Annotated in this window: 11 protein-coding genes; 6 read left to right on the top strand and 5 right to left on the bottom strand. The window is 60.5% G+C overall.

Features of this window, described 5'->3' with window-relative positions; translation table 11 throughout:
- Positions 1–17 precede the first annotated feature (17 nt).
- Both H6X51_RS18925 and sul2 read right to left on the bottom strand, forming a co-directional pair.
- Positions 18–320, bottom strand: a complete 303-nt coding sequence (locus H6X51_RS18925) for a phosphoglucosamine mutase (RefSeq protein ID WP_000251875.1) — start codon at positions 318–320, stop codon at positions 18–20.
- An 86-nt stretch (positions 321–406) separates the two neighbouring features.
- Positions 407–1222 (bottom strand): sulfonamide-resistant dihydropteroate synthase Sul2, encoded by an 816-nt coding sequence (gene sul2, locus H6X51_RS18920; protein ID WP_001043260.1) that lies wholly within the window; start codon positions 1220–1222, stop codon positions 407–409.
- Between the two features lie 382 nt (positions 1223–1604).
- Here sul2 and H6X51_RS18915 point away from each other — a divergent pair, with 382 nt between their 5' ends.
- Together H6X51_RS18915 and H6X51_RS18910 are read left to right on the top strand one after the other, a co-directional pair.
- The gene (locus H6X51_RS18915) at positions 1605–2330 is read left to right on the top strand and encodes a phosphoribosylaminoimidazolesuccinocarboxamide synthase (protein WP_185269001.1); all 726 of its coding nucleotides are present in this window, start codon (positions 1605–1607) and stop codon (positions 2328–2330) included.
- Between the two features lie 340 nt (positions 2331–2670).
- Positions 2671–4308 (top strand): Na+/H+ antiporter, encoded by a 1638-nt coding sequence (locus tag H6X51_RS18910; RefSeq protein WP_221627425.1) that lies wholly within the window; start codon positions 2671–2673, stop codon positions 4306–4308.
- 46 nt (positions 4309–4354) lie between these two features.
- Here the strand turns inward: H6X51_RS18910 and H6X51_RS18905 are convergent, their stop codons facing one another.
- Positions 4355–5056 carry an META and DUF4377 domain-containing protein gene (locus H6X51_RS18905; RefSeq protein WP_221627424.1) on the bottom strand — a complete coding sequence of 234 codons (702 nt, stop codon included), beginning with the start codon at positions 5054–5056 and terminating at the stop codon, positions 4355–4357.
- A 321-nt stretch (positions 5057–5377) separates the two neighbouring features.
- Here H6X51_RS18905 and H6X51_RS18900 point away from each other — a divergent pair, with 321 nt between their 5' ends.
- From H6X51_RS18900 to H6X51_RS18890, 3 genes are all read left to right on the top strand, one after another.
- Complete coding sequence (locus H6X51_RS18900; RefSeq protein ID WP_185268999.1) at positions 5378–5923, top strand: RNA polymerase sigma factor; 546 nt, start codon at positions 5378–5380, stop codon at positions 5921–5923.
- 117 nt (positions 5924–6040) lie between these two features.
- Positions 6041–7036 carry a FecR family protein gene (locus tag H6X51_RS18895; RefSeq protein WP_185268998.1) on the top strand — a complete coding sequence of 332 codons (996 nt, stop codon included), beginning with the start codon at positions 6041–6043 and terminating at the stop codon, positions 7034–7036.
- 127 nt (positions 7037–7163) lie between these two features.
- Complete coding sequence (locus H6X51_RS18890) at positions 7164–9632, top strand: TonB-dependent siderophore receptor (protein WP_328795764.1); 2469 nt, start codon at positions 7164–7166, stop codon at positions 9630–9632.
- A gap of 50 nt (positions 9633–9682) precedes the next feature.
- Here the strand turns inward: H6X51_RS18890 and H6X51_RS18885 are convergent, their stop codons facing one another.
- Complete coding sequence (locus H6X51_RS18885; protein ID WP_185268997.1) at positions 9683–10606, bottom strand: LysR substrate-binding domain-containing protein; 924 nt, start codon at positions 10604–10606, stop codon at positions 9683–9685.
- A gap of 116 nt (positions 10607–10722) precedes the next feature.
- Between H6X51_RS18885 and H6X51_RS18880 the strand changes: the two genes are divergently transcribed.
- Positions 10723–12078, top strand: coding sequence for a D-serine ammonia-lyase (locus H6X51_RS18880; RefSeq protein ID WP_185268996.1), 1356 nt, complete (start codon positions 10723–10725; stop codon positions 12076–12078).
- Between the two features lie 90 nt (positions 12079–12168).
- Here the strand turns inward: H6X51_RS18880 and H6X51_RS18875 are convergent, their stop codons facing one another.
- On the bottom strand, positions 12169–13089 hold the full coding sequence (locus H6X51_RS18875; protein ID WP_185268995.1) for a LysR family transcriptional regulator: 921 nt from the start codon (positions 13087–13089) through the stop codon (positions 12169–12171).
- Positions 13090–13178: the final 89 nt, after the last annotated feature.

Genomic DNA, 13178 nt, shown 5'->3' with positions numbered 1-13178 from the left:
CAGGGGTGTCGAAAGAGTCAACTGCGGTCCAAAGCTGTTGGACTTGGGTGAAAAGGGCGTTTATTCTTCCTATACGTTGTCGGCAGCGGGCCAAAAAGGAATACGTCCATGCCCATCGAGGTGAAACCGGCTGTGAGCGCGGGTTCAAGCATATAGCCCGACAGGCGCGTATCCTTGCCGATCACGACACGATGGCGGTGGTCACCGCGACGAAAGACACGGCCAGCCGCCATGCCGACGCGCAAGGCGGTTTCCGCCGTCATCGCGCCTTCGTTGGCTTTGCCACGAATACCGTCTGTGCCGAAATATTTGCGCACCATAAGGTCGATTATCCTGTCGTCGGGTCGCCCTCAAAGGGGACATGCCTGCTGAACCGCGAATATAGAGAAATATCCCGAATGTGCAGTTAACGAATTCTTGCGGTTTCTTTCAGCGCCGCCAATACCGCCAGCCCGTCGCGCAAGGGGCGCGGCTCGTGTGTGCGGATGAAGTCAGCTCCACCTGCGGCGGCGGCAAGCTCTGCAGCGAGTGTCGCGGCCCCGACATCCCCCGGACCACGGCCTGTGAGCGCGCGCAGAAAGGATTTGCGCGAAACAGACAGAAGCACCGGCAAATCGAAGCGCAGCCGCAATTCATCGAACCGCGCCAGCACCGAGAGCGAGGTTTCGGGAGCAGCCCCCAGAAAAAACCCCATGCCGGGATCAAGGACAAGGCGGTTGCGTTTGATACCGGCACCCGTCAGCGCCGCGATGCGCGCGTCAAAGAACGCCGCAATGTGATCCATGATGTCGCCAGCGGGTGCCTCGCGCCGATCTGCCTGCCCGTCTTGCACCGAATGCATAACGACGAGTTTGGCAGATGATTTCGCCAATTGCGGATAGAACGCAGCGTCTGGAAAACCGCGAATATCATTGAGATAGGCCACACCACGCGACAAGGCATAGGCTTGCGTCGCGGGTTGATAACTGTCGAGCGAGACGGGAATGCCATCTGCCTTGAGCGCGTCCAGCACCGGCGCGATACGCGCGATTTCTGTGTCGGACGAAACAGGCGCGGCGTCGGGATTGCTGGATGCCGGACCGAGGTCGATCACATCTGCCCCCTCGGCCATCAGCTTACGCGCCTGCGCAATGGCTGCGTCTGGCGCCAGATACCGGCCTCCATCGGAGAAACTGTCCGAGGTTATGTTGACGATGCCGAAAATGATGAGCGATTTATTCATGGGGGCTTCTATAATAATAATAATCGAGCATGAGTCTCATACGGATGCTCGGGTCGAAAGGGAATCCCCAGGCGAGTAACCTGTTTGCGGTGATCCATTAGCTGCAGGAGCAGAAGAGCATACATCTGGAAGCAAAGCCAGGAAAGCGGCCTATGGAGCTGTGCGGCAGCGCTCAGTAGGCAATTTTTCAAAATATTGTTAAGCCTTTTCTGAGCATGGTATTTTTCATGGTATTACCAATTAGCAGGAAAATAAGCCATTGAATATAAAAGATAAAAATGTCTTGTTTACAATAGAGTGGGAGTGAGTTGCAGTCACGGGGCGCTCTGGTGCCCCGTCTTTGGCCCCGAAGGGGATATTGGAACCAACAGCGAGTAAACCGATGACCGCTAGCGAAAAGATCTATTCCGGCAAGACCAAGGACCTGTACGCCCTGCCGAATGACAATATCCTCCTCGTTTTCAAGGACGATGTCACCGGCGAGGACGGCGTCATCGACCCGGGTGCCAACACCGTCATCGGTCAGGTCGAAGGCAAGGGCCGCAAGTCTCTCGCCATGACCGACCATTTCTTCAAGTGCCTCCACGCCGCCGGCATCCCTACTCACCTGGTGCGTCTCGACCTTGAGCAGGCCAGCATGGAAGTCCGTCGCGCCGAGCCCCTGGGCAAGGATATCAGCGGCAAGGGTGGCCTCGAGTTCATCTGCCGCACCCGGCCCTGGGGCAGCTTCCAGCGCCGTTACCAGAACTATATCGGCGACACCGTGAGTACCCTCGACTACCTGGTCGAGATCACCATCAAGGACGACGAACGCGGTGATCCGCTGATCAACGACGACACCATCGTTGCCCTTGGCCTCCTTACCCTTCAGCACCTGGAACAGGCCAAGGAACTCACCCGCCGGGTGTGCCGTATCGTCGAGTCGGACCTGGCGGGCAAGGGGCTCAGCCTGATCGACATGAAGATCGAAATCGGCTTCGTCGACGGCGAGGTGGTGGTCATCGACGAAGTCTCCGCGGATGCGATGCGGGTCATGGACGACGCGGACAAGGTGCTGGAACACGGGGTGCTGTACGACAAGCTGATCCACCAGGGTAGTGGGGCATAACGGCCAGTACGACATACCGCAAGCCCGCGACACTGCGGGCTTTGGACTGCTGACAAACCCCATCCGGAATGGACGGGGTTTGTTAGCGACCTGAAAGGGCGGCCATTGGCCGCCCTTTTCAGTTCCTGTCATTGGGTCATTTTCCATTTTGCTTACCCCAAGGACATGGTTGACACTGCTCCAGAATCAGAGTCGGGGCTAGACTCAGGGCTGGAGTGGGAGTTGGCACGTAACTATCCGTGCAGGCAGCTGGTCCGGGGTCTGCAGGGTGAGGAGCGAACCCGCCCGGCCCATGTTTCAGTAGATTGCACGTCCTCCCTGAGGGCTCGGAGAAGCGGTAGTGAATGCGGTAGGTATATCCCTTGCCATGCTGATGGCGGTCATGGCCAGCGGCCTGATCATTCGTGCGTTACCCCTGGCGATTCCCTTACCTCTGGTGCAGATTGCCCTCGGCGCGTTGATTGCCGGGGTTTTTGACCATGGGGTGGTACTCAATCCGGAAGTCTTCTTCCTGCTGTTCTTGCCCCCCTTGCTGTTTCTGGATGGCTGGCGGATACCCAAGGATGGTTTGCTCAGGGACCGTTTTTCCATCATCCACCTCGCGTTCGGCCTGGTGTTCTTTACCGTCATCGGCCTGGGTTTCCTGATTCACTGGATGATCCCCTCCATGCCATTGCCGGTGGCTTTCGCGCTGGCCGCCATTGTCTCGCCAACCGACCCTGTGGCGGTGTCGGCGATTACCCAGCGGGTGCCGATGCCCAAGCGCATCATGCACATCCTGGAGGGCGAGTCGCTGCTCAATGATGCCAGTGGCCTGGTGGCCTTCCGCTTTGCGGTGGCTGCCACGGTCACCGGGGTGTTTTCCATGACCGCGGCCATGACCTCGTTCCTCTGGGTGGCAACGGCCGGATTGTTGATCGGTATTGCCTTTACCCTGCTGGTAACCTGGGCCAAGAGTATCTTCAGTCGCCGTTTCGGTGAGGAGCCCAGTGCGCAGATTCTATTCAGCCTGTTGATCCCTTTCGGCGCTTACATCGTTGCCGAGCACCTGCAGGCCTCGGGCATTCTGGCAGCGGTATCCGCCGGGGTGACCATGAGTTATGTGGAGATGTCCGGCAAGGCGATGGCGACCACGCGGATGCAGCGTACCGCGGTGTGGAACACCGTGCAGTTCACGCTCAACGGCATCATGTTCGTGCTGCTGGGTGAGCAACTGCCGGCGATCCTCGAGGGTGCTGTGCGGGTGGTGCAGGAAACCGGGCACCATAATCCATCCTGGCTGATTGTCTATGCTCTGGCGATCAGCCTGGCATTGGCCGCGCTACGATTTGCCTGGGTGTGGGTCTGGGTGAAGGCCGACCGCTTCTATGCGCGGCTGCGCAAGCGGCCGGTGACCGAGACCAGTGCCCGGCTGATTGCGGCGATGTCTCTGGCGGGAGTGCGTGGCGCCATCACCATGGCTGGCGTTCTGACCCTGCCGCTGATGCTGGCCGATGGCAGCCCGTTTCCGGCGCGCGACCTGGCGATCTTTCTGGCCGCATCGGTGATCATCATTTCGCTGCTGGCGGCCAGTATCGTCTTACCACGGGTATTGCAGGGGTTGGAAATCGCGCCGGAAACTGAGGTCCAGCGCAAGGAGGATCTGGCCAATGAGGCGGCGCGCCAGGCGGCGCTGCGGGGTATCGAGAAGAGCCTGCATGAGTACACCCGGGATAAAACGCATGATGATCCGCAGGTGTATACCGACGTGGCGGCGCGGGTCATGGAAAGCTACCAGTTGCGTTCGGCTGGTGGTCTGCAACCGGAGGTGGACGCCAGCCTGGTGAGAAAGCAGGAGTCCATCGAGCGTGAGATACGCCTGGCGGCGTTGAGCGCCTCCCGCGATGAACTGTATCGGCTGGCCCGTCACCGTCACATCCCGGATGAACTGGCCCGCGACATGGTGCGCAAGCTCGACCTGCAGGAAGCCCGGCTCTAGAGCGGTCAGTGCGCCGGAGTCCACAGGACTCCGGCGCACTGACCGGTTACTGCTGTGTGACAGTTTCGGTTTCGACCACCATATCCAGGATATCCACTGTGGCGGAGGCATCTGCCGGTGGGTTTTTCCGGGTGTGACGGTCGATGCGCAGCACGTTGCGCACGCCGGCCTGGTGCTCATAGCCCTGGATACTGCCGTAGTAATACTGCCAGTCACCGGTATCGACCTTGATGCCACGGTCATCATAGGTGATTTCACGCACATGCAGGCACTGGTAATCCGGGATCAGCGGATGAGAGCAGGCCACACGCTGCGGCGCGACTTCCAGGAAAATACGTTCGGGGTCACCGCCATAAAGGGTGGCGGCGGTAGGTTCGCCCAGCATGCTCCATTGCGTACCGTCTTGGAAGCTCAGGACCAGGGTAGGGGAGGCTGCGCTGTTATCGAGGGTCCAGTTGGTCACAGTGGGCAGGTGTTGGCCAATGTGCTGCTCGTAGCGCATCAGTTGGCTGTCCGGGCAGGCCTTGAGCGTACTGACCATGTGGCTGATGGTCATACGGCCATCCTCAAGTGCATAGCTGCCGCTGAGCAGGTTGCACAGACCGTTGACCGATATCCGTTGATTGGAGAAGTCGAGTCCCAGGGGCTTGCCGTTCCCAGCGGTCGGGGCTGCAGCAGCAGGCTGGTCCTTGCTGGTGACCGTGGACAGTGTCCAGTGATAGGCCTGCAGTGTGCTTGTGTCGTTCATAGAGCCCTGCTGTGCGGAAGTATGAGAAGTGGTCTGAGGTGTACTGCAGGCCGCCAGACCGATCACGGCCGTCATGCCGATTGTCAGCGCTAGAATCTTTTTCATGGCTATTCCTTTTTCAGGGCAAGAAGCAGAGAGCCGCAGCAGCGGCGTGGGCATTGTCGATTCTGATGGGTGACATGACAAGCGTGGCCTTGCCTGCTTGCCCGGAAGTTGCCTCTCAATATAAAGTATATGCATTCTCATTTGCGAGGGTGCGCCTGCACATGCTTTCCATAGGGGCGGTGCATGGCGGCAGGCTCGTCGTTCGAAGCTGGAACAATGACAAGACCCAGGTTCACCTCATTATCCCAAGCCGTGGAGGCCTATTACGAGGATCTCCGGCAGTTTATTCGCCGGCGGACCGGCTCGTCCTCGTTGGCTGAAGACGTGGTGCAGGAAACCTGGATTCGTGCCAATGCCACCAGCACTGCACTGCCGGACAACCCCCGCGCCTATCTCTACCGCATGGCGGGCAACCTGGCGGTCGATCATGTGCGCCGTCACCAGGTCTGGGAGCGGGTGCAGCGCTGCGCCGAAGGTGAACCGGGGGATGGCACTGCAGCTCAGGAAGCGGAGCTGGTCGGCCAGGCTCCCGATCCCCTGGAAAGCGTTATTTCCCAGCAGGAGCTGCTTGCACTCAACGCTGCGGTGCGCGAGTTACCGGACAGGTGTCGGGAGGTGTTCCTGCTCTACCGCGGGCACGGCCTGACCATGCGGGAGATTGCCGTGCAACTGTCGATCTCCAGCAAAACCGTCGAAAAGCACATCGCCAGGGCCATGCTGCATTGCCGGACGCGTCTGAGGGAAGTGGGGCGCGGACTCTGATGCGGTGGTTTGCAAACAGACTGGGGGAAAAGGCTTCCCCAACTCGTCTTATTTCACAACGGCCAGTATTTTTCAGAGTCTGCCACTGCCGCCCTGTTTCTGGGAGGCAGAAAACTCATGACCAGTGATACCTGTAATCCAATGGATGAACTGCCCGAAGCTCTACTCGAAGATGCCGCCATCTGGCAGGCGCGGCTGCGTGAGGCGGCGCCCGGATCGGCCGGTGAACGCAGATTGCGCGCGGACTTCAGCCAGTGGTTGTTGAGCGATGCCCGCCATCGGCAGGCATTTGCCGAGATGGAGGCGCTTTGGGGCGCGCTGCAAGTTCCGGTGGAGCAGACGATTGCAGAGTCCGCCGTCCCGGAGCAACTGGCAAAACGCCGTTTCCGCAGGGCTGCAAGGAATCTGGCCACGGCTGCCTGCCTGGTGCTGGCGGTATTCGCCATCCTCGGCTGGCAGCAGGACTGGGTCACCCAGTGGCAAAGCGACTACATTACGGCCGTGGGTGAAGAGGCGATCATCGACATGGATGATGGCAGCTCCATTACCCTTAACACCGACAGTGCCCTGGTCATGGAATACGATGCCCGGGAGCGCCGGGTGCGCTTGTTGAAAGGGGAGGCCTGGTTCGATGTGGCATCCACCGATAAACGGCCCTTCATCGTCAGTACCCGCGCCGGTGTGGTGAGGGTGACTGGTACCCGGTTCAACCTGCGCCTGGCCGCGGATGCCGCCATTGTCAGCCTGGATGAAGGCCGGGTGGAGCTGCGGCTGCCGGGGACGTCGGATGATGCGCCGGTGGTGCTTGAGCCCGGCCAGCAGGCCGCGCTGGCTGCTGACCACATCAGCGCCCCGGCGTCTTTCGATCGCACTTCGGTCGCTGCCTGGCTGCGCGGGCAACTGGTGTTCTACAACACGCCGCTGGCGGAGGTGGTGAGTACCCTCAACCGCCATCGACAGGGCCGGATTCTGATCACCAGCCAGGAGCTGAATAGTCTCAAGGTCAGCGGTATCTTCTCTACCGATGACCCCGATGCCGCTCTGGAGGTCATTGCCAGCACCCTGCCCATTCAGCGTATCCGCCTGACCGATTACCTGGTTCTGCTCCGCTGATCGATGGCAAAAAAATCTCGATCCCGACGGGGGGATTGTTGCGTGCCGTTACGTCTTACCCATAGATGCGAACCAGAAGCGTTATCAGGCTGGTTCGGGGAACCCAATGAGACGAGGCACTGACAGCGTGAATAAAGCAGATATTCGGACGATCAGGGGATTTGCTCCACACAGCATCCTGGCCACGGCCATCACCTTGGCACTGCCGTTGATGATGACACCTGCAACACCTGCGTTGGCGCAGGCAGCGGATGCCAGTCAGGCTGCGGAGCAGGCGCAGCAGATCTATCGATTCGACATTCCGGCCAAGCCGCTGCCCCAGGCGATTGCCGACCTTTCCGCTGTGACCGGCCTGCAGGTGCTCTATACCGAACAGTCCACCTTTGCTCATACGGCACCGGTCCTGCGGGGCAGCTACACCGTTGCCGAGGCCCTGCAGCACCTGCTGGCAGGCAGTGGCCTGGCGATGCGCTTCACCGGCGCCAATTCGGTGACGATCGAGCTGGCCAGCCATGAGGACGTGAAGACACTGCCATCGGTGACGGTGCTGGCGAGTTCGTCAGCGGCAACGACCGAAGGGGTGGATTCCTATGCGGCAACCGGCCCGGGCCGAAGCGCGACGGGCCTGAACCTGACTCTGCGTGAAACCCCGCAGTCGGTGAGCGTGATCACCCGGCAGCAGATAGAAGACGGCAACCTGAATGACATCACCGAGGTGATGGAGCGAACCCCCGGTGTCGTCGTCAACAGCATGGGGCCGGCGGGCAGCGACAGCAACAGCATCTATGTGCGTGGTTTCGCTGTCAGAAGCATTCAGGTCGATGGGGTGAACCGCGCCGATAGCTATGGTTTCCGGGAAGATCTGGCCGATACGGTGACCTATGACCGGGTTGAAGTCGTACGGGGTGCGACAGGGCTGATGTCTGGCGTGGGTGATCCCGGAGCGACAATCAACCTGATACGCAAGAAGCCCACCCGCGAGACACGGCGCTCCATCACCCTGAAAGCGGGCTCATGGGACAACTATCGCGCCGAACTGGATGTGTCCTCCAGCCTGTCGGACAGTGGCAATGTACGTGGCCGGTTTGTCACGGCCTATCAGGAAGGCCACAGCCATATCGACCGCCAATCCCTGGATCGGCAGGTGGCCTACGGTATCCTGGAATGGGATATCACCGAGCAGACCATGCTGACCCTGGGCGCGGAGTACCAGGACATGAACAATGACGAGGCGGGTAACCACGGCTTCCCCATGTTCAATTCCGACGGCAGCCATTTCAAGCCGTCGCGTTCATTCAATTCGGCCGCCGACTGGAGTTATCACAAACGGGACGGCAAAACACTGTTCGCCGGCCTGGAACATGCCTTTGATAACGGTTGGTTGGTAAAACTCAATGCTGAGCACAGCCGTCGTTCGTACGATGATGCGTTCGCCACGGCCGCCAGTGGCACCGTCAACCCGGATGGTAGCGGGATTTCCACCTGGAGTGGCCGCTGGGCAGGTGAGCCGAGGCAGACCTCCTTCGACCTGTCGGCATCAAATGGCTTCACCCTGTTGGGTCGGGAGCACGATCTGTACCTGGGGGCCAGTCATTACAAGGCGTATCACAGGAGTTACGGTTATCCACTATGGACGATACAGTCCATCGATAACATCCATACCTGGGACGGCTCGCTGCCCATCCCAAGTGCAATCTACACCCGCTCCAGTGTGAGCGCTCTCGATGAAAGGCAGACCGCGTTGCTTGCCTCCACCCGATGGAGCCTGTCGGATGCCGCCTCGTTGATTACCGGGGTACGTGTTATCGACTGGCAGAGTGATGAAGTGTCACGCAGCCTGTCAACAGGCGATGTCAGCCGCACGGTGCGGGAAAAGAATGGCGTGGTGACGCCATATATTGGCTTGGTATATGACCTGTCGGAGGACTGGTCGGCGTATGCGAGCTACACCACGATATTCAATCCGTCGGACCGTATAGACCGTAATGGGAGTTATCTCGATCCGGAAGAGGGCGAGAACTACGAGCTGGGGATCAAGGGTGAATTGTGGGACAAGCGCCTGACAACCGCCTTCAGCATCTTTGAAGTTCGCCAGGACAATCTGGCTGTGCCGGATGGTGATAATCCGGCGCCGGACGGAAGCCAGGCTTACCGCGCCGAGTCCGGGACGAAAACACGTGGGTTCGAGGTTGAAGTGGCTGGGGAAGTATTGCCAGCCTGGCAAGTGGCGGCAAGTTATACCTATGCCGAGATCGAGGACTCGAATGATGTTCGGATGCTGACGGAAGTACCACGCGATACGTTCAAGCTGTTCACCAGTTACCGCATTGCATCGCTCGATAACCTGAAAGTGGGTGGCAGCGTGCGCTGGCAGGGGGCGGAATACTACCGGAGCGCCGGTCCCAACGGTGAGACCTTCAGGCAGGACGACTACACCCTGGTGGATCTGATGGCGCAGTACGCTGTGACACCGAATGTGACGGCGGCGCTGAACCTCAACAATATCTTCGATGAGCATTACTACACCGCGATCAGTGCGCGCGGGTGGTATGGCACGCCACGCAACGCCACCGCTTCCCTGAGATTCGATTTCTAGCCGCTTCATCGAGGAGGGCACATGAAGATTCTGGTACTTGCCGCAGCCTGCTATGCCGTGGCCTGAAACTGATGACACTCCTCGATCAGCCAATCCAGCAGAACTTTCACCCGCGGGTCCTGCCCGTGAGTGCTGAGGAAGACATAACGCGCTGATGAGCGTATCTGGCGTGGGTGTGCAGCTACCAGCGTGCCAGCCTGCAGATCCTCACTTATCAGCGCCGCTCGGCCCATGGCAACACCTTGATGGTTGCGTGCTGCGGCCAGTGCCAGTGTGGATAGATTGAAATGCTGCTGACCTGCCGCCGGTTGGCCTGGCGCTGCGCCCCACACTTCATCCAGCCACAGTTGCCATTCCACCCCTGGGGCGGCGTCATCCCACGCATTGGCATCGTGCAGCAGTGTATGGCCTGCAAGCTGCGCTGGTGTGTCCAGACTGCCGTGGCTTGACAGGTAGCCTGGGCTGGCGACCGGCATCAGCATTTCCGGCATGAGGTCCACGGCCTGCAGGTCGCGGTAGGCCATCGGGTCGTAGCGGATAGCGCAGTGTGTCCCGCTGGCCTGCAGGCCGTGCCGGTCTACACTCTGGAACTCGGCGATCAGCTTGATTTCCAGTTCGGGGTGGCTGCGATGCAGGCGTGGCAGCCGGGGCATCAACCAGAGCATGGCGAAAGAAGAGGAGCAGGTCACCTGCAGCGGGTCTGTAGCATGGCGCAGCGCCTCTATTCCCTGAGCCAGGCGCGAGAGTGGTTCGCTGGTGACCTGCTGCAAGCGTAGCCCGAAGGGTGTCAGGGCTAGGCCACGCGCCTGACGTACGAACAGGGCCTGTCCGAGATTCTGTTCGAGCTGGCGGATCTGCTGGCTGACCGCGCTGGGCGTCAAGTGCAGCTCAGTGGAGGCGTGGGTGAAATTGCAGTGCCGCGCGGCCACGTCAAAGCAGCGCAGGGCGCCCAATAAAGGTGTCGATAGGGTCATGAGCATTAAGCCTGGCTAATGGGTTGGTGAGTAATCATTGCTTGTTCCGCCTGGGGTCATAAAAAATAATGGGCCCAGTAAAGCGACTACTTCAGCCGACTATACGAGGAATCAGTATGAATAATTCTAGTGCCAGCGGTATTTCTGGCCAACTTCTGCAGGCATTGCAGGATCGTACGCCCACCTTGTGGTGCAACCCATACTATCAGCTCAGGTCTGCTGTGGTCTTGCCCGAGGAGGCTGGCTCTCCCGCGCAGGCGCACGATCGTCTGGTGCGTCATGCAAAGGTACTGGGCAACCTGTTCAGCGAGCTTTCCCGTTCCCACGGCCAGGTCAGTTCTCCGCTGTTGTCCGTGCCGCGCTTGCGCGAGGTGCTGTTACCGGAAGGTGATGATGCGGGTAGCTGGTTCGTCAAGGCCGACCACGATCTGCCGGTAGCGGGCTCGGTCAAGGCGCGCGGTGGCTTTCACGAAGTGCTCTGTCTTGCCGAGCGCCTGCTGCAGGAGAACCGCAAACCCGGGTCGTCCTTGCCGGCTCTGGATAGTGCGCAAGCCCACGACATTTTCTCCCGCTACACCGTTGCGGTAGGCAGTACCGGCAATCTGGGGTTGTCGATAGGACAGATCGCCAAAGCGCTGGGCTTCCACGCGGTTGTGCATATGTCCGCCGATGCCAAGCAGTGGAAGAAGGATCGCCTGCGTGCCCGTGGCATCGAGGTCATCGAGCATGCCGGCGATTATGCCAGGGCCGTGCAGGCCGGGCGCGAGCAGGCCGAGCAGGACCCCTATGGCTATTTCGTCGATGACGAGCACTCGGCGGCGCTGTTCATGGGTTATGCGGCCAGCGCTCAAGAGCTGGCCATGCAATTGGCTCAGGCCGGCAGGCCGGTCGATGCGAAGCACCCGTTATTCGTCTATCTGCCCTGCGGAGTAGGTGGTGCCCCGGGTGGCATCAGCTACGGTTTGAAGCACCAGTTTGGCGAGCATGTTCACTGCTTCTTCGCCGAGCCCGTGGCCTCGCCCTGCATGCTGGTGCAATTGGCCAGCGATAGGAGTACGCCATTGTCGGTCTACGATATCGGCCTGGATAATCGCACTGAGGCGGATGGTCTGGCGGTTGGCCTGGCTTCGCCACTGGTGGCGCCGCTGATGCGCGACATGCTGGCAGGGGTGTTCAGCGTGGCGGACGAGAGGTTGTTCGTTGATGCTTTGCGCTTTCATGAGACTGAGGGTGTGTTGATTGAGCCGTCCGCTGCCGCAGGCTTCAGTGGGCCGAACTGGCTGCTGCGCAGCGAGGCCGGACAGGCCTTTCTGGCCCGCCACGGCCTGGACCGCAATCTCGCCGAGGCTACCCACGTACTGTGGAGTACCGGCGGTTCGCTGGTGCCGGCAGCAGAGCACCAGCGCTTCCAGGAGCAGGGCCGGGCGCTGATGCAGGCGGATGCGGACGCAGCCTGGGGCGTCCCCGACTGATGCTCTGGCAACACCACTGGTAGGGACAACGGTGGGAGCGCCGCCTCGGCGCGAAGCGGTCGGCCAGCCGCCAGAGTGTTCGGCAAGCCCTCATCGCCGCGAGGCGCGGCTCCCACAATCCGTGCCGGCATCGACTCCCAGGTGTTCCAGCAGACTCCGCAGCGGCGGCGAAAGCGCCTGCCAATCACGGAAGCAGGCGCAAAGTTGCCGGCGCGCCCAATCATCGGCCAAGGTCACCATGTGATAGCCGTGCCGCCGCCGGTAGCGGGTCGCCATGCGCTGCGGCAAGATACCCAAGCCGACGCCATGTGCAACCATGTTGCATAGTCCTTCGAAGGTTTTCATGCGGATACGCAGCGTCAACGCATGGCCGGCGGTGCGGGCATGCTGGTCGATGTGATCCTGCAGTGCGTTTCCGGACGCCAGGCCGATGAAGGGCTCATGGAGGACGTCGGTCAGCTGTACCTCGTTGCGCGATGCAAGGCGGTGGTGTGGGGGGACGATCAGCACCAGATGGTCTTTTGCGAGCGGATGCAATTGCAGATCCTGTGCATGGACAGCATTGGAGACGAGTCCCGCCTCGGCCTGCCCCGCGGTAATGAGGTGCACGATTTCAGCACTGGTGCGTTCATGCAGTCTGACATGCAGGTCTGGCCGTTCGGCCAGCCAGGGCGCGAGCCGGGCTGGCAGGAAGGTTGTCAGTGCGGCGGTGTTGGCATACAGCTGCAGTGTGCCCTGGGTGCCCAGGGCAAAGTCCCTGAGCTCGCCTTTGAGCACCTGCTGTTGACTCAGGATCAGACGTGCATGGTGAGCCAGCGCTTCGCCTGCCTCGGTAGTGACGACGCCCCGGGGTTGGCGCTTCACCAGGGCCACGCCTGCATCTGCTTCGATATTGCGCAGGCGTTCGCTGGCCGAAGCCAGCGCCAGATTGGCGCGTGCGGCGCCCTGGGTAATGCTGCCAGCGTCCACAATACAGAGAAACTGCCGGAGGTCGGCAAGATCTGGCCGCATGGCATCACCCTTTCTTGACCCTTCGGGCAGACCGAAGGCTAGGCCGGAAAAACCCTATTGTGCTTGGGCAGGCAGGTGGCTTCAATACG

Origin of the sequence: Halopseudomonas xiamenensis (assembly GCF_014219065.1) — a bacterium.
Classification (GTDB): Bacteria; Pseudomonadota; Gammaproteobacteria; order Pseudomonadales; family Pseudomonadaceae; genus Halopseudomonas; species Halopseudomonas xiamenensis.
This window is presented reverse-complemented; position numbering and strand designations above follow the sequence as displayed.

Excerpts from the sequence above, each read along its gene's own strand:
- H6X51_RS18925 (WP_000251875.1), bottom strand. The coding sequence starts at position 320 with ATGGTGCGCAAATATTTCGGCACAGACGGTATTCGTGGCAAAGCCAAC.
- sul2 (WP_001043260.1), bottom strand. The coding sequence starts at position 1,222 with ATGAATAAATCGCTCATCATTTTCGGCATCGTCAACATAACCTCGGAC.
- H6X51_RS18915 (WP_185269001.1), top strand. The coding sequence starts at position 1,605 with ATGACCGCTAGCGAAAAGATCTATTCCGGCAAGACCAAGGACCTGTAC.
- H6X51_RS18905 (WP_221627424.1), bottom strand. The coding sequence starts at position 5,056 with ATGAACGACACAAGCACACTGCAGGCCTATCACTGGACACTGTCCACG.
- H6X51_RS18900 (WP_185268999.1), top strand. The coding sequence starts at position 5,378 with ATGACAAGACCCAGGTTCACCTCATTATCCCAAGCCGTGGAGGCCTAT.
- H6X51_RS18895 (WP_185268998.1), top strand. The coding sequence starts at position 6,041 with ATGACCAGTGATACCTGTAATCCAATGGATGAACTGCCCGAAGCTCTA.
- H6X51_RS18885 (WP_185268997.1), bottom strand. The coding sequence starts at position 10,606 with ATGACCCTATCGACACCTTTATTGGGCGCCCTGCGCTGCTTTGACGTG.
- H6X51_RS18880 (WP_185268996.1), top strand. The coding sequence starts at position 10,723 with ATGAATAATTCTAGTGCCAGCGGTATTTCTGGCCAACTTCTGCAGGCA.
- H6X51_RS18875 (WP_185268995.1), bottom strand. The coding sequence starts at position 13,089 with ATGCGGCCAGATCTTGCCGACCTCCGGCAGTTTCTCTGTATTGTGGAC.